The sequence below is a fragment of the Komagataeibacter xylinus genome, from assembly GCF_004302915.1.
GTDB classification, from domain to species: Bacteria; Pseudomonadota; Alphaproteobacteria; order Acetobacterales; family Acetobacteraceae; genus Komagataeibacter; species Komagataeibacter xylinus_C.
The window spans coordinates 40,847-59,210 of the sequence record NZ_QQBI01000019.1 but is presented as its reverse complement, the minus strand read 5'-3'; the positions used below and the strand labels follow the sequence as shown (position 1 = coordinate 59,210).

The following is an 18,364-nucleotide window of genomic DNA, read 5'->3' as shown; positions in this document are numbered from 1 at the left end:
AGGCGCTCGACCGCGCGGATGGCGCGTGGGGTCAGGATCTTGTCCTTCGTGACCAGTGTGCCATCCACATCGGCCAGTACAAGGCGTATTTCGGGATCAGACACGGAAGTGTCCTCCTGTCAGTATCATGTTAGTCAGGTTGAGGCGCGGATCATGTCCCGTCAGGACCCGATTTTCAGCCAGTGCCGGTGGTCGCGGGCCAGCAGGTCATCGGCGGCCTTCGGCCCCTCGCTGCCGGCGGCGTAGAAATCCAGTCCCGCGGGGGCGTGCATCCAGTCCAGAACGGGCTGGACCACGCGCCATCCGGCCTCGATATTGTCCGCGCGCTGGAACAGGGTCGCATCCCCTATCATGCAGTCATACAGCAGGGTTTCGTAGCCGGTGCTTGGCCCTTCGTGGAACCATTCGGAATAGTCGAACTTCATGCGCACCCCACCCAGATGCACCGTGGGGCCGGGAATCTTGGCGGAAAACTGCAACGTCACCCCTTCGGTCGGCTGGATATGCAAAAGCATGATATTGGGGGTCAGCTTGTCCACCGGTGTGTCGCGAAACAGGGCATAGGGTGCCGACTTGAAATGCACCGCAATTTCCGTCTTGCGCGCGGCCAGGCGCTTGCCGGTGCGCACATAGAACGGCACCCCCGCCCAGCGCCAGTTATCGATCATGAGTTTCATCGCCACATAAGTCTCGGTATGGGAATGCGGGTCCACGCCGGGTTCGTCGCGGTAGCCTGCAACGGGCTGCCCCTTGATGCTGCCCGCCGCGTACTGGCCGCGCACCACGTCATGATGCTGCACGGTATGGATGGCCTTGAGCACCTTGGTCTTTTCATCACGCACCGCATCGGCATCGAACGAAATGGGCGCTTCCATCGCCGTCATGGCCAGCAACTGCATGACATGGTTGGGCACCATGTCGCGCACGGCGCCCGTGCTTTCATAAAACCGGGCGCGCCGTTCCACGCCCACCGTCTCGGCTGCCGTGATCTGCACATGGTCGATATTGTCGCGGTTCCACAAAGGCTCGAAAAAACCGTTGGAGAAGCGCAGGGCAAGGATGTTCTGCACCGTTTCCTTGCCCAGATAATGGTCGATCCGGTAAATCTGGCTTTCGTCAAGCGTGCGCAGCAGCCGCCCGTTCAGCGCAATGGCGGAAGCAAGATCGCTGCCGAAGGGCTTTTCGATAATGACCCGGCGAAAGGTCTTCCCGCTTTCCTTCGCAAGGCCAGACACACCAAGCTGGTCCACGATCGTGCCAAAGAAACGGGCGGCCACCGCGAGGTAGAAAATACAGTTCTGGTTACCGGTTTTTTGGGCAAGGGCATCGTATGTTGCCGTATCTTCAAACGAGCCGCGCACGTAGTCGATGCTGGAGGACAGGCGCTTCCACACATCATCATGCAGGCTGACGGCAGAGGTTCCACGACTGGTTACGAAATTTTCCAGGGAATCATGAAAGCTCTGGCGCAGGTCGGCTGCCGAGACATCGGCCCGGTCCACCACAATGATGGAGAAATGGCTGTCCAGCAGTCCTGCGCTGGCCAGGTTGTAGAGTGCCGGGACAAGAAGACGGTGCGTCAGGTCCCCGCCCCCGCCGAATATGACAAATACCCCCGGTGGCCCGCGACGCGGCACGTTTTCATGCTGCGTGTCGTCAATCTGCGAGGACGCGGATGCGACAATGCTCTCCATCTTGCTTCTCCCTGAACTCTTTAGCGTTAAAACCCGACGGGCCGCCCGTGGTCGTTATGGTGCCTGCGTGGTCTGGCCTGCCGGGTGGGTTATCAGGCGCGCGCCATCAGTTGTTCGTGCCTTCGATATGGCCACCAAAGCCGAAACGCATGGCAGACAGCATCTTCTCGGCAAAGTTGTTGCCTGTGCGGGAACGGAAACGCGTGAACAGGGCTTCCGTCATCACCGGAACGGGCACGGCTTCTTCAATCGCGGCCTCGATGGTCCAGCGGCCTTCACCGGAATCCGCTACGTCGCCCTTGTAATTGGACAGGTCCGGGTTGCCCGCCAGCGCGCATGCCGAAAGGTCGAGCAGCCAGGACGAAACCACGCTGCCACGCCGCCACACTTCGGCAATATCGGCCATGTTCAGCTCGAAGCGCTGGTTTTCAGGCAGATCGGTGGAATTCTTGGACTTCATGACATGGAAGCCCTCGGCAAAGGCCTGCATGATGCCGTATTCAATGCCGTTATGGACCATTTTGACAAAATGGCCTGAACCCGCAGGCCCGCAATGCAGGTAGCCCTGTTCGGCGCGCGGGTCGAAACCGGGTTTGTCACGGTTCGGCGTGCGGGGGATATCGCCAAGCCCGGGTGCAAGGGCCGACAGGATGGGGTCGATATGATCGGTGGCGTCCTTCGTGCCGCCGTACATCATGCAGTAGCCACGTTCCAGGCCCCACACGCCGCCCGATGTGCCGACATCAACGTAGTGAACGCCCTTTTTCGTGAGTTCGGCGGCCCGGCGGATATCGTCCTTGTAGAAGGAGTTGCCACCGTCGATCAGGATATCACCCTTGCCCAGCAGGCCACCAAGTTCCTTGACTGCTGCCTCGGTAACCTCGCCTGCGGGCAGCATGAGCCAGATGATCCGCCGCTCGGCGGTCAGTTTCGTCACCATGTCCTTCAACCCGGATGACGAGACGGTTTTTCCAGCCTCGGCCCGTTCCGCCACTTTGGACATTACGGCAGGCGTACGATCATAAAGCACCACATCGTGCCCGTGACGTGTCAGGCGGATGGCGATGTTGCCGCCCATCTTGCCCAGACCCACTATACCAATCTGCATGATTTTTACTGCTCCCGTGGCAGGGACCGGCCCTGCGCCTCGGCCCATATTCGGGCTGGTGAAAAAAGAGGCCCCACCATGTCCACCGGTCATGACGGGGCGGTTTCGCCGCGCGATCAGACCGCGGACTTGATGACCTGCGCCAGTTTTTCAAGGCCGGATTTCAGGTCGCCGTGGATATGCACGCGCAGGGCGCGACGGCCGCGTTCGCCCAGCACTTCCAGGTCCCCACGGGCCTGGGCTTCCTTCACGATGCTGAAGGTATATTTCTCACCCGGCACCGGCAGGTTGACATCGTCATCACACGTGATCTGCACGAATACGCCCGTGTTGGGCCCACCTTTGTAGGCCTGTCCGGTGGAATGCTGGAAACGCGGGCCGAATTCCGCAGCCGTGGCCAGTTTCAACCCATCACGCACCGACAGCCGCACCTGCTGGAGCCATTCGCGCGTGGCGGTGTCGCGGTCGATATAGGCCAGCAGGGCGACATAATCGCCTGCCCTGCCCCGGGCGAAATGGGCCTTCAGGATGGCTTCCGCCGTGCCGCCCTTCAGGGCCGCAGCGTTTTGGGGGTCGGCATAGAAGGCGAACGGGCCATCCTTGGCGAACGGCTCGTAAGGCGGGAGCTTGCCAGTCTCGTTATAGGCAGTGGTGATCTTCTTGGTCTCGATCTTCGAGGCCTCGACATCGGGCTGGTTGAAGGCATTGATGCCGATGATCGAACCGGCGACGGCGGTGGCGAATTCCCAGCGGAAGAATTCCTGGGCAATCTGGTAGCGGTCATGCAGTTCGATGGTGACGACCGGCTCCCCCGCCGCGATCAGCTTCTTGAACGCCGCATCCTGTTTCTCACACGGTTTTTCGCCCAGGCGCAGGTAGATGAACACGCGGTCCTTGCCATAAACGGAGGCGGGGCCGGCGGTTTCCCCATCAATGGGGATCAGGCCGCGGCCGTCCTTGCCCGTTGATTCCGCCAGCAACTGTTCCAGCCAGGCGCCCATGTCATATATGGCAGGCGATGCCAGCAGCGTGATCTTGTCGCGGCCAAACGAGCGGGCTGCCACGCCGAGCACCGCGCCAAGCACCACGCCGGGGTTCTGCGCGGGCGGGACGGAGGCCGCGCAGGATTTTTCACCCCGCAGGGCGGAATCCAGCAGCCGCTTCAGCGGCAGGCCCGCGATGGCTGCGGGCACCATGCCGAAATCGGACAGCACGGAATACCGGCCACCGATCTGTTTGTTACCGTAGAAGATTTTCCAGAACTTATCCTTCTTCGCCACGTCTTCCATGTGCGAGCCGGGGTCGGTCACGGTGATGAAGTGCGACCCGGCCTTGTCACCGAGCACCTTTCTGGCCTGATCAAAGAAATAGGCCTTGAGGATGTTGGGCTCCAGCGTGCCGCCGGATTTGGACGAGACGATGAACAGCGTCTTGCTGATGTCGATCCTGTCCTGAAAATCCCGGATCTGCTGCGGGTCGGTGCTGTCGAGCACATACAGGCGGGGGAAGCCTTCATGTTTGCCGAACGTGACTGACAGCACTTCCGGCCCAAGGCTGGAGCCACCCATGCCCAGCAGCAGCGCGTCACGGAAGCCGCGCGCCTTCACCTCGGCCTGGAATTCCTCGAACTTCGCCAGATCCAGCAACTGGTCATCGACAATGCTGAGCCATTTCAGCCAGCCTGCCTCGTCATGGCCCGTCCACAGCGTGGCGTCCTTTGACCACAGGCGGCGGACGTTACCCTGCGTGCGCCATGTTTCCAGTTCGGCCCTGACCGCCGTATCAAGGTCGGCAGGCAGGTTGAGCGTGGTGGTGGTAAGCCTGTGGCCAAGGAACGCCGCCTGCTTGGCGGCAATCGCGCCAAGCAGGGCGTCGAAGGCTTCCTCGAAGCCGCGCACCCCTTCATCCACAAGGGTCCGGGTCACGCCATCCAGATCAAGGCCAAGGCGCCGGGCTTCGCCGATCACCGCATGCGCGCCCGCCACGTCCTGTGTCAGGGTCGGGGCGACCCTGCCGTGATCGCGGAAATCATCAAAGGTGGCAGGCGGAATGGTGTTGACGGTTTCCGGGCCGATCAGGCCGTCCACATACAGCACGTCGCTGAACGTCTTGTCCTTCGTGCTGGTGCTGGCCCACAACAGGCGCTGGGGCATGGCGCCTGCCTGCGCCAGTTTCTGCCAGCGCGGGCTTTTCACCACGCCCTGCCAGTATTCATAGGCCAGCTTGGCGTTGGCAATGGCCACCTTGCCACGCAGGGCCTTCAGGGCGGCGGCGTCCCTGTCACCTGCCGCGACACGATCATCAATTTCCTTATCAATTTTGACGTCAATGCGGCTGACGAAGAAGGAAGCGACGCTTGCGATCCCCTTCACGCTTTCGCCACGGCTCAGGCGGTCCTCCAGCCCGGCGATATGGGCTTCCACTACCTTCTTGTACGCATTGAGCGAGAACAGCAGCGTGACGTTGACATTGATCCCGGCGGCGATGGCGGCCTGTACCGCGGGCGCGCCTTCATCCGTGCCGGGTATCTTGATCATGAGGTTGGGTGCCCCCACCGCAAGCCACAGCCGCCGTGCTTCGGCAAGCGTGGCATCGGTATCACGCGCCAGATAGGGCGAGACCTCAAGGCTGACATAGCCATCCACCTTCGCGGTCTGTTCATAGACCGGGTGCAGCACCTTTGCCGCGGCACGGATGTCATGGATCGCCAGTGTTTCATACAGCGTTCCGGCATCCACGATCTGATGGGCAAGGATCTGGCGGATCTGCGGATCGTAATCGGTGCCGTGGCCCATGGCTTTCTGGAAAATGGACGGGTTGGAGGTGACCCCTTTCAGCCCGTCTTCCTCCACCAGCTTTTTCAGCCTGCCGCTTTCGGTATAGGAGCGCTGGATGAAGTCCAGCCACGGGGACTGGCCAAGGCGGGCCATCTGCTTCAGCGGATTGGCGGCGTCACTGGTGCCGGCGTCATACGCGGTCATGGTATGTTTCCTTCATGTGTTGCTGGCAGCCACCCGGCGCGTGGTGGCTGTGCTGTCGCAATTATGGTTGTGCGGGCGGTCAGCGCCGGGCGGCAAGCTGCTGGCGGGCTTCGGTCAGGACGGCGTCCACCGTGAATCCGAATTTGACCTCCAGTTCACCCGCCGGGGCGGACGCGCCAAAGCCATGCATGACGATGGTCGCCCCCTGCAGGCCGACATAGCGTTCCCATCCTAGGCGGGCAGCCTGTTCCACCGCCACGCGGGCAGTCACATCGGGGGGCAGGACGCTGTCGCGGTAGGACCGGGGCTGGGCCTCGAACAGATCCCATGACGGCATGGAGACGATGCGGACCTTGACCCCTTCGGCCTTGAGCTGTTCGAAAGCCTTCACGATCAGCCCGACCTCGCTACCCGTTGCCATGAGGATGACATCAGGCGTGCCGGGGCTGCTGTCGGCCAGCACGTAGGCCCCCTTTGCCAGGCCGGTGGCCGGGGCATAGGTCTTGCGGCAGAGGGTGGGCAGGTTCTGGCGGGTCAGCACCAGGACGGTGGGGCGATCAGCCAGCGGGACAAGGGTGCGCCAGGCCTCGGCTACCTCGTTGGCGTCCGCCGGGCGGATCAGGGTGACACCCGGCGTCGCGCGAAGCTGGGCCAGCTGTTCGACCGGCTGGTGGGTCGGGCCGTCCTCCCCTACCCCGATGGAATCATGGGTGAAGATATACAGCACCGGCAGCTTCATGAGTGCTGCAAGGCGGATGGGTGGCTTCATGTAGTCGGAAAAGATGAAGAAGCCAGAGCAGTAGGGCCTCAGGTAAGAGAGCGCCAGCCCGTTGCAGATCGACCCCATGGCATGTTCCCGCACGCCAAAGTGCAGGTTGCGCCCGCCATAGGTTCCACCCCATTGCGGGGGCTGGAAATCACCGGCGCCATCGAATGTCAGGTGCGTCTTGGTAGAGGGCGACAGGTCGGCTGAGCCACCGATCATCCACGGGTAGCTGGCAGCGACCTGGTTGAGCACGGTCGCGGAACTGGCGCGGGAGGCAAGGCCCTTCGCGTCAGCAGGGAAATCGCTGATCTGTGCATCCCAGCCTTCGGGCAGCTTTCCGGCCAGGATCAGGTCGAGTTCGGCCGCAAGGTCGGGGTGCGCCGTGCGGTAACGGGCCAGCAGGTCGTGCCATGCCTTGCTGGCGGCCGCCCCGCGTGTGGCGATGCCCTGCTGGAAGTGTTCGGGCACGCCCTCGGGCACATAGAAGCTCCTGTCTTCCGGCCAGCCGTAGAATTTCTTGGTTTCGCGTATTTCTTCCACGCCCAGGGGCGCGCCATGCGCCGCAGCCGTGCCCGCCTTGTGCGGCGAGCCCCAGCCGATGATGGAATGCACGATGATCAGCGTGGGCCGGGATGTTTCCGCCTTGGCTTCAGTCAGCAGGCGGCGGAAATCAGCCGTATCGTTCGCATCCTTGAGTTCCAGCACATGCCAGCCATAGGCCTCGAAGCGTTTATGCACGCTTTCGGTAAAGGCGATGCGGGTATTGCCCTCGATGGAAATATGATTGCTGTCATAGATCCATGTCAGGTTCCCCAGCTTCAGGTGACCCGCGATGGATGCGGCCTCGCTGGATACGCCTTCCATATTGTCGCCATCACCACAGAATGTGTAGGTGTGGTAGGTGAACAGGTCGAAGCCGGGTTTGTTGAAATGCGCGGCCAGCCATTTCTGGGCGATGGCCATGCCCACAGAGTTGCCACACCCCTGCCCCAGCGGGCCGGTCGTGGTCTCGACGCCTGCGGTGTGCCCGTATTCCGGGTGGCCCGGCGTGCGGGAATTGAGCTGGCGGAACTGCTCGATATCCGCAAGGGTCAGCGAAGGCTGGTTGGCCAGAACGCGCCCGTCTTTCACATCACGGATACCGGCAAGGTAGATCAGCGAATACAGCAACATGGAAGCATGGCCGATCGACAGCACGAAGCGGTCGCGGTTGGGCCACAGGGGGTTGGCGGGATCGTAGTTCAGGACCTCGCGCCACAATGCATAGGCTGGCGGGGCCAGCGCCATGGGCGTGCCCGGGTGGCCGGAATTGGCTTTCTGCACCGCATCCATGGCCAGTGTGCGGATTGTATTGATGCACAGGGTATCAATATCCACCCGTGCAGTGCCGGCCCCATCGGGTGCCCATACGGGACAGGGAAATAATGAACGCATGAAAACCGTCCTCCATTGTCACGGCCAGCCCTGTGAGTTCCGGGCGTTACATGAAACTGCATGAAGGGACGGCTTTCATCCTGTCATGCCCGCATGTCACGTACGTCACATATCTGTGCCGGGATCCATTACCCTGCTGCCATCCATGACAGTACAGGGACTGATGCGCTGACATCTTTCCAATATAACCCGAGGGCTGGATGTAATTGATTCAGTCCTGCGGTTCATTCACATGGAACAGGCCGTCATGTCCGGCGCGGCAGTTCCTGCATTGAAGTCCCAATCCTGCCCTAATGCCAGCCTCGGTCATTCACGAGTTCTTGATCCTTATTTATTCTTTCTGCGCATGGGAATACATTTTTCATATGCTGTTATGGGAATGTGACAAGATATGTCAAAGCCTGAAAATATCCTGTTTTCCGCCATTTTCAGCAGGAAACAAGGTCCGGGAACATATGGGCGCACGCACGCTGCCAGACATCCTGAAACAGGCCCGGATATTGCTCCGGTACACAAAAATATGTGCAGGATCACATATTGAAGAAATAACAGGGAGTCAGAATCGGATTTTTGTTAGAATTTATGGATATTACATATGTAAACATGAAATACGTTTACAGACTCGATTCAGTCCGTAAAATGATTCTTATGCTGGTGCCGATTCTGTTACTTATATCTGAAATACGGATTGCTCATAACACGTTCCGGATACCCTTCCGTGGGGCATTTTCCTGTCCATCGCACTGAAAGTGACGGCTATCAGGTATGACGATTGGCCTTTTGTCGCCATTATCAGGATTTTCTTAGATTTATATAAAAATTTTAGATATCCGGGTCACAGAAAAATGTTGGCGAGCGGGTTCATATCTGTTGTTCAGCAGGGGGCAATCCATGCATTGATACATGCATGTCAGCGTCTGTAATGACCCGGTTGTTCATGATGGCCGGGCCGGACCTTTCCCGTCAATCATGTAGCGGAACAGCCGCATCCCAATAAATAACAAGAACAAGGTGTCACGCATGCCCGAAGAAGATCAGGTTCCCCGCGCCATGACACATGCCCGCCCGCAGGCGCACGCCCCCTCTCCTGCCGCGCCAACGACAGGGCATGCCATTGTGGTGGGGGTGCTGGCGGCCCTTGCCGGTCTCATGTTCGGGCTGGATACCGGGGTGATCGCGGGCGCGCTGCGCTTTATCGGCACGGACTTCAATGCATCGCCACGCACGCAGGAATGGATCGTCTCCTCCATGATGGCGGCGGCGGCCGTGGGGTCGCTGATTGCGGGAACGATCTCTTTCCGCTTTGGGCGCAGGCGCGCGCTGCTGGGGTCGTCCATCCTTTTTCTGGCCGGGTCCCTGATCAGCGCGCTGGCCCCCTCCGTCACGGTGCTCATCATCGGTCGGATTTTTCTGGGCTTCGCGGTGGGGATCGCCGCCTTTACCGCACCGCTCTACATATCGGAAGTCTCGGCAGTGGCGCAGCGCGGGTCGATGATCGCGTGTTACCAGCTGATGATGACGGGCGGCATCTTCCTGTCCTACGTAACCGATGGGGTGCTGGCGAATGGCGCGCACTGGCGGTGGATGCTGGGACTCATGACAGTGCCCGCGACCGTCTTCCTCATCGGCTGCCTGTTCCTGCCCGATAGTCCACGCTGGCTCATGATGCGGGGGGAAAAGCTGCGTGCCCGCACGGTGATGCGCTACCTGCGGCCAAGCCCGCAGCAGGCGGACCGGGAAATATCCGATATTGCCACGGAACTGACCCGGGGCCGGTCGGAGGGATTTTCGTTTTTCCGCAACAACGCCAACTTCCGCCGCTCGGTCGGGTTGGGCATCGTATTGCAGATCATGCAGCAGCTGACCGGCATCAATGTGCTGATGTATTATGCCCCCAAAGTCTTTCAGGCCGCCGATTTTGGCGCATCCGCCGCAGGCTGGGCCACGGCGCTGATCGGCCTGATCAACCTTGTCGCCACGTGCGTCGCGATCGTGACGGTTGACCGCTGGGGCCGGCGGCCACTGCTGCTGCTCAGCTGCGCCATCATGACAGGCAGCATGCTGCTAGCAGGTGGCCTGGTTGAATATGGTGGCCATGACACGACAGCCCAGATCGCCATGGTCGGGTCGCTGCTGGTGTTTGTGCTGGGGTTCGCCATTGGCGCCGGGCCACTGGTCTGGACATTATGCGCCGAGATCCAGCCCCTGCGCGGTCGTGACTTTGGCATTGTCTGCTCCACCTTTACCAACTGGGCAACCAACTGGGCGGTCAGCAATACATTCCTCAGCGTGCTTGATACATTGGGGGAAGCCCATACCTTCTGGCTGTTTGCTGGCATGAATGCCCTGTTTATCGCCATCACGCTGTTTTATGTGCCGGAAACGAAAGGGGTTTCACTGGAGGACATTGAATCCCACCTGCTTGCGGGCTGGCCGCTGCGTGAGCTGGGCGCGCGTTCCATGCCGCAGGACGGAAAGGCATCCACGCGCCCATCGGCCTGAAACGGAGAGGCAGGGGAACAAAAAACGGCTTCCGGAGTGAACCGGAAGCCGTTTTTTTTGCCTGAGATGGAGAAGGCCGGGCATCAGGCCTTCTGCGTCGAGGCCTTGAATATCTGTTCGATGGATTTTGCGAGGGCGGCATCGAATTCCGCATCCGTCATGGTGTAGCGCAGGTCCTGCAGCAGCGCGCGCGAGAAACTGGCGATCATGCCGTGGTTGGCTGCCAGTCGCTGGCAGGCTTCATCACGCGGATACCCGCCGGACAGTGCCACCACGCGCTGCACGCGGGGGTGCCTGATCAGGTCAAGGTAAAGATCAGCCTTTTCAGGGATCGAGACCTTGATCATCACCTGATAGTCACCCGGCAGCGCATCCAGCCCACGGTGCAGTTCATCATGCAGCAGCGTTTCCGCCCCCGCCTTGTCCGGGCTTTTGATCAGGACCTCGGGTTCCATGATGGGAACAAGACCACGTGCCGCGACCTGCTCGGCCAGGGTGAACTGCTGCTTTACGATGGCGGCAATGCCCTCGCGCTCGGGCAGGCGGATGACCGAGCGGGCCTTCGTGCCGTAAATGCCCTTGCTGACCGCCTGCTCCAGCATGGCTTCAAGGGTGGGGATTGGCTTCATCACCTGCACGCCGCCTGCTTCAGGCTCCAGCCCCTTGTCCACCTTCAGGAACGGGACAACCCCCTTTTCCTTCCACAGGTAGGTGGGCACGGGCGTGTCGTTGACCAGTCCGTTCATGGTCTGCTCGAACAGGATGGCGGCGAGGATCTTCTTGCCCGTAAAGGCCGGGGCGGTCATGACCCTGACCCGCATTTCATGCATAAGCGCAAACATCTGGGCATCGGTGCTGTAGGCGCTGTCAGGTATGCCGTAATGTCGCAGCGCGCCCGGCGTGGACCCCCCGCTCTGGTCCAGGGCCGCGATGAAGCCCGCATTTTCCGACATGCTCTTGTGCATCTGATCAACAGGCATTTTTATTTGTCCTATGCTTTGTATTTATATGTGGTCGTGGTGATGAGTGCTTACCATATATGATTCCGGCTACCCTGATTGATCAGCAGGATAAAATATGGGTGAATAAAAATAAATACAAGAAACGCATGCCAGCATACGCCGGCATGTCCGGGTCCATCAGCCTGAATTCCGTGAATAACACTTTCCGTTCAATCAGTTGGACGTGATGAGGCTTCTGGCCCGATGCCTTCTATCGTGAGGGAAAGATAATGCGGAGAAACTGTCATGCCTCACAATCCCGTCGCCCCGGAATTTCGCGCGGCCCTGAAAGTCCTGCCTTCCTTTGATGGCCTTGCGGATGAGACACTGGGCGAGACCCGCAAGGCATTCATTGCCGCCATCCGCAGCGTCAGGGTTGCCGAATATCCTGATGTCATGGTTGAGGAAGGCCGCGTGCCCGGCCCCGACGGCGCGCCTGCCGTTCCGGTCGTGACCTACAGGCCCGTGGCCAGCCACCCGAATGCCCCTGCGCTGGTCTATATCCATAGTGGCGGGATCGTAAGCGGCACACCGGAGGTTGATGATGCACGCTGCCGGCAGATGGTCAGCGAACTGGGGCTGGTGATTTTTTCGGTTGATTACCGTCTGGCACCAGAAGCCCCCTACCCTGCGGCAATCGAGGACTGCTATGCCGCCCTGAAATGGGCACATGACCACGCAGCCGATCTGGGAATTGACCGAAACCGCCTGATTATTGGAGGAGATAGCGCAGGCGGCGGCCTGACAGCCTGCCTTGCCCTGCTGGCACGCGATCGGGCGGAAATCAAGATCCTGTTCCAGCTCCTGATTTATCCCATGCTGGATGACCGGACCGGCACAACACTCATGCCATCGCCCGCCCTGGGCGAATATATCTGGACGCGTTCCGCCAATCATTACGCATGGAACGCCTATCTTGGCAAAACGCCCGGGAGTGCAGGCATTTCAGAATATGCCGCGGCCTTTCGCGCAACGGACCTGACGGGACTGCCCCCTGCCTATATTGGCGTAGGCTCCCTGGACCTGTTTCTGGACGAGGATCTGGAATATGCCCGGCGCCTGATGGCTGCTGGCGTGCCGACGGAGGTCTGTGTCATTCCCGGTGCCTATCACGTCTTTGACGTGTTCATTCCCGACGCACCGATGAGCACACAATTCAGGGACTCTTATTTCACTGCCCTGAAACGCGTTATTTCCCAAGGATTGCCTGAAAATTCAAACTGACGGGTTTTTCGGGGCGCCCGGCGTGTGGTTCAGATGCTGCATGCCTGCCCCGAAACCGACAAGGCGGTTTCCACCGCAAAACAGTGTCTGCTCATCCCGGCGTGCAATGGCGATCAGGGTCTGGTTCATCTTTTCAGCGGTACGGAAGGCACGATATGTCGGGGCAGAAATCGCGACCACGATGGCGATGCCTGCCCGCACGGTCTTGAGCGCCATCTCGAATGAATAACGGCTTGTCAGCAGGCAGAAGCCTTCATGGAACGCTTCGGGGTGGCGGGCGCGCGCACCGATCAGCTTGTCCAGCGCATTGTGCCGGCCTACATCCTCCCTGATCATGTGAATACTGCCGTTATCATCTGCCCATGCGGCTGCATGCACCATCCGTGTCGCCGCGTTCAGCGTCTGCCACGTGCGCAGTTCATGCAATGCCTTGCGTATTGCCGTTACCGGCAGGCGCGGTCCCTCCCCCAACGGGGCGGCTGCTACAGCGTCATATTCCGGTACGGTCCCGCTGCCGCATATGCCACAACTCGAATGGCCGGTCTGCATGCGCACATTACGGCGCATGAGCTGCGTCAGCGCGCTGCCCTTTATAAAAATATCAAGGGTCAGCCCGTCTTCTGCTGTTAAGATGTTCACCGAGCGGATATCTGCAACAGAGCCTACGATCTGTTCGGTCATACAGTATCCATAGGCGAAATCCTCCAGGTCCGCAGGCGTCATCATCATCGTGCCGTATGGAAAAATTCCGTTGAACATGAGGCTGACCGGCACTTCTTCCGCCACGTTCAGGCTGAATTTCTCATCCGGACGGGACAGGGCGCTAACATCTAACGGGTAAAAAAGGGCGGACATGACGGTAGCCTCGGGCATGCGGTGGGCACGGTTCAATGGTCAGGGTGTGGGGCACGGCACTTTCGCACTCACGGTGCCCGCGTCATGCTCGGTTTTCCAGGCCGGGATGCGGGGCTTGGTCTTATCGGTAATGTCATGGCAGGCACTGAAAGCCGTGTTCATCATGCAGCGCGGCTCCATCCTGAGGCTGGATGAAATACTCTAACTTTATACCGAGCATTTTACTTCCTGCCCTGCACATCCAAGGCGCTTCAATGCCCGGTCGCGTTCATCAGGTGCATTTACGTTTTCCAGCGCGCCTGCTTTCTTTACTTCAAGGAGACGGACCGTTGAACCGGTGAGCATCTGGCGCGGTCGAATTTTCTGCCTTGCTGCCTGCCTGTTCAGGGCGGCCAGCGTAGCAGGTTCCCATATCGTGCAGAGTGGCTCGGGCAGTCCGTCGCTTTCACTCACATAGGCCGTGGCGGCCAGAGCCGCATTGCGTTCCTGCACAAGGGCGGCAAGCGTTGTGTCGTCCAGCATCGGCAGGTCACAGGCAACGACGAGCCAGGCTGCTTCTGGGTAAGCTACATGAGCGGACAGCACGCCAACCATTGGCCCGCCGCCGAGCCTGTCCATGATCTCCCGCCTGTCCATGATGCAGGGATAGGACGCCCGGAGTGGGTCAGGCTGCTGATCGGGACGGATCGAGACAAAACAGCGCCCTGCATGCCGCTGCACGAGGTCAAAAGCACGGGCAAGCTGCGGGCGGCCATCATAAGGCAATGCCGCCTTGTCCTGCCCCATGCGGCGACTTTCGCCACCGGCCAGGACCAGCCCATACAGGAACGCCGTCATGGCCTGCGCCCCAGTGAATCCTGGGATGTGCACATGAAGCTCACGTCATCCCCCAATATAATGCATTTCGATTTTTTCCGGGTCGGATTTCCTGCCTGCCGAGAGCGTGCGCTCCTCGCTATAGCGATTCGCCCGGTGGCGCCAGACCTGTGAGAGGGTTGCACGCAGCCGCTCATCACTTCCCCCATCACCGGCATTTGCACGCAGGAGCGTGCGCAGGTCCGTGCCGGTTGTTGCGAAAAGGCAGGTGTAAAGCTTGCCGTCGGAAGACAGGCGCGCGCGGGAGCATGCACCACAAAATGGCGCGCTGACGGACGAGACGAACCCGATCTCCCCTGCCCCATCGACGTAGCGGTAACGACGCGCCACCTCGCCGCGATAGCGGGGCGGCAGCGCTTCAAGGGGCCAGAGTGCGGCAATGCGGGCACGCAGTTCGCTGGAGGGCACGACATCGCCGCGCGCCCACCCGTTGCGATTGCCCACGTCCATGTATTCAATAAGCCGGACCGTTACACCGGTATTGCGAAAGCGTGCCAGAATATCCGGCACGCCCGCATCATTCACGCCACGCTGGACCACGGTGTTGATCTTGACGCCGCCTTCAAAGCCTGCGGCACATACAGCATCGATGCCCTTCAGCACGGCAGGGAGGTCACCCCTGCCGCCGCTCATATGGGCGAATACGACCGGGTCCAGACTGTCGAGGCTGACCGTCACGCGCCGCAGCCCCGCCTGACGCAAGGCTGGCGCGAAGCGCGGCAGCAGCACGCCATTGGTTGTCAGCGCCACATCCTCAATGCCCGGCAGGGCGCTCAGGCGGCGGACCAGGTCAGGCAGGCCCGGCCGCAGGAGAGGCTCCCCGCCGGTCAGCCGTATTTTGGTCACCCCCAGTGCGGCGGCCATGCGCGCGACCCGTTCGATCTCGTCAAAATCCAGCCGTTCCTTCGGCCCCAGGAACCGGAAGCCCTCGTGGTAGGTGGCTTCGGGCATGCAGTAGGGGCACCGGAAGTTGCAGCGGTCCATGACCGAAATGCGTAGGTCGCGCAGCGGGCGGCCAAGCTGGTCGACAGGCGGCACGGCACTGTTCTGAGCGTGATCCATGACCGCCGGCCCTGTCAGCCCGCAATCCGGATGGGCGGTGCGGATGCAACACTTTCCACAACCCTGACCGGGATGGATTTGGCCGCAGGCGTTCCACTGATCTCGTCAAAATAGTCCAGTGGCAGCAGCGGATTCAGTTCCGGGTAGTATCCGGCTATGGCGCCGCGCGGCATAGGATAGTCAAGCACGTTCAGGCCATCGACATAGCGCCTGATCCCGTCATCACTGTAGGTTTCAAGGCCAATTACATCCCCGTTCGCCAGACCGCGTTCGGCCATGTCGTCCCTGTTCATGAACACGACAAGGCGGGTGTTGTACACGCCACGGTAACGGTCGCTGTTGCTGTAGATGGTCGTATTATACTGGTCATGCGAACGGATGGTGGCCAGACGCAGCATGGCCGGATCCTTGACCGGTACATCGACTTCCAGCCCCGGCAGCACGAGGAAATTCGCCTTGCCATTGGGTGTTTTCCACACGCGGCGACGGGGCGGGATATCGAGGTGAAAACCATGCGGGTCTTTGATCTTTTCGGAAAAATCCGCATAGATTTCAGGATAGACGTCGGCGATCCTGTCCCGGATCAGGTTATAATCGACCATGTAATCCGCCCATGGCGTGCGGGAGTTGGGCAGTGCCGCCATGGCCATGCGGCACACAATCTCGGTCTCCGGCAGTACGTGCTCGCTCACGGGTTCGAACACGCCGCGTGAAGCCGTCACATTCGCCATCGCATCCTCAATGGTCACGAACTGCTCGCCTGCCTGCGTGCGGATGATTTCCGAGCGGGCAACAACCGGCAGGAGCAGCGCATCCTTGCCATGCACCAGATGCCCCCGGTTCAGCTTTGTCGCCACGCCAACCGTCAGGTTGAGGTTGCGCATGGCGGCATAGGAGCGGTCCGTATCGGGCACGGCGCGGATGAAATTGCCGCCCATGCCGAAGAATACCTTGGCGGTACCCGCTTCCATGGCCTCGACCGCTTCGAGCACATGGTGCCCGTGTTCGCGCGGCGGTTCAAAGCCGAACACATCGCGCACGCGGTCCAGATAGGCCTGAGTCGGTTTTTCATCAATGCCCACCGTGCGGTCGCCCTGCACGTTGGAGTGGCCACGGATTGGCGCGATGCCAGCACCGGGCTTGCCGAAATTGCCGCGCAGCAGCAGCAGGTTCGCCACCTGCTGGATCAGGCGCGATCCTTCCTGATGCTGTGTCAGACCCATGCCGTAACAGATGATCGTGGCATTGGATTTCATGTAGATATCAGCGATCTTGCGGATCTGTGCCTCGGTTATGCCCGAGATGCGGGTAATCTCGTCCCAGCTACAGCCCATCACATCATCACGCAGGGCATCCAGCCCGGCGGTGTGTTCATGGATGAAGTCAAGGTCCAGCACTTTCTCGCCGCGTGCTTCCGCCTCAAACAGCGCCTTCATCATGCCCTTGAAGATGGCGAGGTCGCCACCAATGCGCACATGCACGAATTCGCTGGAAATGGGGGTCGAGCCGAATGTGCCCATCTGCAGCACATCCTGCGGCTCCGTAAAGCGGATCAGCGCGCGCTCGGGCATCGGGTTGATCAGCACGATCGGCACGCCGCGCTTGCGGGCTTCGACCAGGTTGGTCATCATGCGCGGCGAATTGGTGCCGGTATTCTGCCCCACCACGAAGATTGCCTCGGCATGCTCGAAATCGCCCATGACGATCGTGCCCTTGCCAATGCCGATGACGGGCGGCAGGCCACGGCTGGTCGGCTCGTGGCACATGTTCGAGCAGTCGGGGAAATTGTTGGTGCCGAATTCACGCACGAATATCGAATACAGGAAAGCGGTCTCGTTCGCCGTGCGGCCGGATGTATAAAACTCGGCCTGATGCGGGCTGTCGAGAGCGCGCAGGTGCTGGCCGATCAGGGCGAAGGCGTCATCCCACGCCACAGGCACGTAGCGATCACTTTCCGCGTCGTAACGCATTGGCTCGGTCAGGCGGCCCTGCATTTCCAGCCAGTAATCGCTCTGCTGCATCAGTTCGGTGACGGTGTATTTTTCAAAGAACTCGCGCGTCACACGTCCCTTTGTGACTTCATGCGCCAGCGCCTTGGCCCCGTTTTCACAGAACTCCAGTGTCTTGCGATGGTCGGGGTCAGGAAATGCGCAACTGGGGCACTTGAAGCCACCCGGCTGGTTCATGGCCAGCAGCCCGCGTGAGCCCTTGACCAGCACGCTCTGTTCCATCAGCACTTTTGCGGTGGCCCCGGCCGCACCCCACCCGCCTGCCGGATGGTGATAGGGTTTGTATTCCGGCGTTTTTTCGTTGCTCATGATCTCGGCCCTCTCGGCTTCATTCAGTTGGGCAGGCGTGTGTGGGCACCCGCATCATGCAGCACCCCGGCATGCTGTTGCAGCAGGCCGAACTCCCGCATCGCTGGCACGAAGTTTTCATTCTCATGCTTCGAGCGGGCCAGCTTCACCAGCGCAAACCGCTGGAGTGGCAGCAGGCTGGCCCATTGCCGCGCCGTGGGTGGCGCTATGCCATCAGCCTGTGCCTGTATCCTGACTGCCTCGGGCATTCGGCCTTCTTCGCGCCAGTCTTCCAGTCCGCGCACGGCAAGCGGGCGCAGCGGCTCGTCACTGCGGGTTGCGATCAGATGGGCGACCAGTTCGCGGTAGGCGGCCTGTTCGGGCGCGGTCTCGCATGGCAGGTCGGCAAGCTGGCCCCGTTCCTCGCGCGTAAACCGGCTCCACTGGCGCAGGCTCAGTTTGATGCCGACAATATCAAGCTTCTGCCGCGCGATCATGGGAATGCACCGCAAAGAACCAGCAAAGTCACGTTCAAAATCAAAAAGCATTGGACCAGATCCCGTA

The 18,364-nt window shown here is 60.5% G+C and carries 13 protein-coding genes and 1 pseudogene; 2 read left to right on the top strand and 12 right to left on the bottom strand.

Annotated features, from left to right (window positions below; translation table 11 throughout):
* The 5 genes and pseudogenes from DV027_RS17895 to tkt all read right to left on the bottom strand — a co-directional run.
* Positions 1-104, bottom strand: a pseudogene (locus DV027_RS17895) (Cof-type HAD-IIB family hydrolase); the annotation flags it as partial.
* Between the two features lie 57 nt (positions 105-161).
* Positions 162-1,694 (bottom strand): glucose-6-phosphate dehydrogenase, encoded by a 1,533-nt coding sequence (gene zwf, locus DV027_RS11315; RefSeq protein WP_130731903.1) that lies wholly within the window; start codon positions 1,692-1,694, stop codon positions 162-164.
* A 106-nt stretch (positions 1,695-1,800) separates the two neighbouring features.
* The gene (gnd, locus tag DV027_RS11310) at positions 1,801-2,802 is read right to left on the bottom strand and encodes a phosphogluconate dehydrogenase (NAD(+)-dependent, decarboxylating) (RefSeq protein WP_130731902.1); all 1,002 of its coding nucleotides are present in this window, start codon (positions 2,800-2,802) and stop codon (positions 1,801-1,803) included.
* 116 nt (positions 2,803-2,918) lie between these two features.
* Positions 2,919-5,783: a bifunctional transaldolase/phosoglucose isomerase gene (locus tag DV027_RS11305; RefSeq protein WP_130731901.1), complete on the bottom strand. Its 2,865-nt coding sequence runs from the start codon at positions 5,781-5,783 to the stop codon at positions 2,919-2,921.
* Positions 5,784-5,862: 79 nt separating this feature from the next.
* Positions 5,863-7,983 (bottom strand): transketolase, encoded by a 2,121-nt coding sequence (gene tkt / locus DV027_RS11300; RefSeq protein WP_130731900.1) that lies wholly within the window; start codon positions 7,981-7,983, stop codon positions 5,863-5,865.
* 1,020 nt (positions 7,984-9,003) lie between these two features.
* On the opposite strand from tkt, the gene DV027_RS11290 reads away from it, so the two are divergent.
* Positions 9,004-10,485: a sugar porter family MFS transporter gene (locus tag DV027_RS11290; protein ID WP_130731899.1), complete on the top strand. Its 1,482-nt coding sequence runs from the start codon at positions 9,004-9,006 to the stop codon at positions 10,483-10,485.
* Positions 10,486-10,568: 83 nt separating this feature from the next.
* Here the strand turns inward: DV027_RS11290 and DV027_RS11285 are convergent, their stop codons facing one another.
* Positions 10,569-11,465 (bottom strand): fructose bisphosphate aldolase, encoded by an 897-nt coding sequence (locus tag DV027_RS11285; RefSeq protein WP_130731898.1) that lies wholly within the window; start codon positions 11,463-11,465, stop codon positions 10,569-10,571.
* A 267-nt stretch (positions 11,466-11,732) separates the two neighbouring features.
* Between DV027_RS11285 and DV027_RS11280 the strand changes: the two genes are divergently transcribed.
* The gene (locus DV027_RS11280; protein WP_130731897.1) at positions 11,733-12,710 is read left to right on the top strand and encodes an alpha/beta hydrolase; all 978 of its coding nucleotides are present in this window, start codon (positions 11,733-11,735) and stop codon (positions 12,708-12,710) included.
* On the opposite strand, the gene fdhD is transcribed toward DV027_RS11280, so the two are convergent.
* From fdhD to DV027_RS11255, 6 genes are read right to left on the bottom strand one after another with little or no spacing between them, the layout of a single operon-like run.
* The gene (fdhD, locus tag DV027_RS11275) at positions 12,702-13,565 is read right to left on the bottom strand and encodes a formate dehydrogenase accessory sulfurtransferase FdhD (RefSeq protein ID WP_130731896.1); all 864 of its coding nucleotides are present in this window, start codon (positions 13,563-13,565) and stop codon (positions 12,702-12,704) included. The two genes, DV027_RS11280 and fdhD, sit on opposite strands and share 9 nt — an antisense overlap.
* A 39-nt stretch (positions 13,566-13,604) precedes the next feature.
* Entirely contained in the window at positions 13,605-13,730 is a 126-nt protein-coding gene (locus DV027_RS18085; protein ID WP_275101001.1) for a hypothetical protein, read from the bottom strand.
* A gap of 42 nt (positions 13,731-13,772) precedes the next feature.
* Entirely contained in the window at positions 13,773-14,402 is a 630-nt protein-coding gene (locus tag DV027_RS11270; protein ID WP_242621861.1) for an NTP transferase domain-containing protein, read from the bottom strand.
* Between the two features lie 45 nt (positions 14,403-14,447).
* Positions 14,448-15,503 carry a GTP 3',8-cyclase MoaA gene (gene moaA, locus DV027_RS11265; RefSeq protein WP_130731894.1) on the bottom strand — a complete coding sequence of 352 codons (1,056 nt, stop codon included), beginning with the start codon at positions 15,501-15,503 and terminating at the stop codon, positions 14,448-14,450.
* 14 nt (positions 15,504-15,517) lie between these two features.
* On the bottom strand, positions 15,518-17,821 hold the full coding sequence (locus DV027_RS11260; protein ID WP_130731893.1) for an FdhF/YdeP family oxidoreductase: 2,304 nt from the start codon (positions 17,819-17,821) through the stop codon (positions 15,518-15,520).
* Positions 17,822-17,844: 23 nt separating this feature from the next.
* The gene (locus tag DV027_RS11255; RefSeq protein ID WP_129552069.1) at positions 17,845-18,348 is read right to left on the bottom strand and encodes a nitrate reductase associated protein; all 504 of its coding nucleotides are present in this window, start codon (positions 18,346-18,348) and stop codon (positions 17,845-17,847) included.
* Positions 18,349-18,364: the final 16 nt, after the last annotated feature.

Excerpts from the sequence above, each read along its gene's own strand:
- tkt (WP_130731900.1), bottom strand. The coding sequence starts at position 7,983 with ATGCGTTCATTATTTCCCTGTCCCGTATGGGCACCCGATGGGGCCGGC.
- fdhD (WP_130731896.1), bottom strand. The coding sequence starts at position 13,565 with ATGTCCGCCCTTTTTTACCCGTTAGATGTTAGCGCCCTGTCCCGTCCG.
- DV027_RS11280 (WP_130731897.1), top strand. The coding sequence starts at position 11,733 with ATGCCTCACAATCCCGTCGCCCCGGAATTTCGCGCGGCCCTGAAAGTC.
- gnd (WP_130731902.1), bottom strand. The coding sequence starts at position 2,802 with ATGCAGATTGGTATAGTGGGTCTGGGCAAGATGGGCGGCAACATCGCC.
- moaA (WP_130731894.1), bottom strand. The coding sequence starts at position 15,503 with ATGGATCACGCTCAGAACAGTGCCGTGCCGCCTGTCGACCAGCTTGGC.
- DV027_RS11285 (WP_130731898.1), bottom strand. The coding sequence starts at position 11,465 with ATGCCTGTTGATCAGATGCACAAGAGCATGTCGGAAAATGCGGGCTTC.
- DV027_RS18085 (WP_275101001.1), bottom strand. The coding sequence starts at position 13,730 with ATGATGAACACGGCTTTCAGTGCCTGCCATGACATTACCGATAAGACC.
- DV027_RS11255 (WP_129552069.1), bottom strand. The coding sequence starts at position 18,348 with ATGCTTTTTGATTTTGAACGTGACTTTGCTGGTTCTTTGCGGTGCATT.
- zwf (WP_130731903.1), bottom strand. The coding sequence starts at position 1,694 with ATGGAGAGCATTGTCGCATCCGCGTCCTCGCAGATTGACGACACGCAG.
- DV027_RS11305 (WP_130731901.1), bottom strand. The coding sequence starts at position 5,783 with ATGACCGCGTATGACGCCGGCACCAGTGACGCCGCCAATCCGCTGAAG.
- DV027_RS11290 (WP_130731899.1), top strand. The coding sequence starts at position 9,004 with ATGCCCGAAGAAGATCAGGTTCCCCGCGCCATGACACATGCCCGCCCG.
- DV027_RS11260 (WP_130731893.1), bottom strand. The coding sequence starts at position 17,821 with ATGAGCAACGAAAAAACGCCGGAATACAAACCCTATCACCATCCGGCA.
- DV027_RS11270 (WP_242621861.1), bottom strand. The coding sequence starts at position 14,402 with ATGACGGCGTTCCTGTATGGGCTGGTCCTGGCCGGTGGCGAAAGTCGC.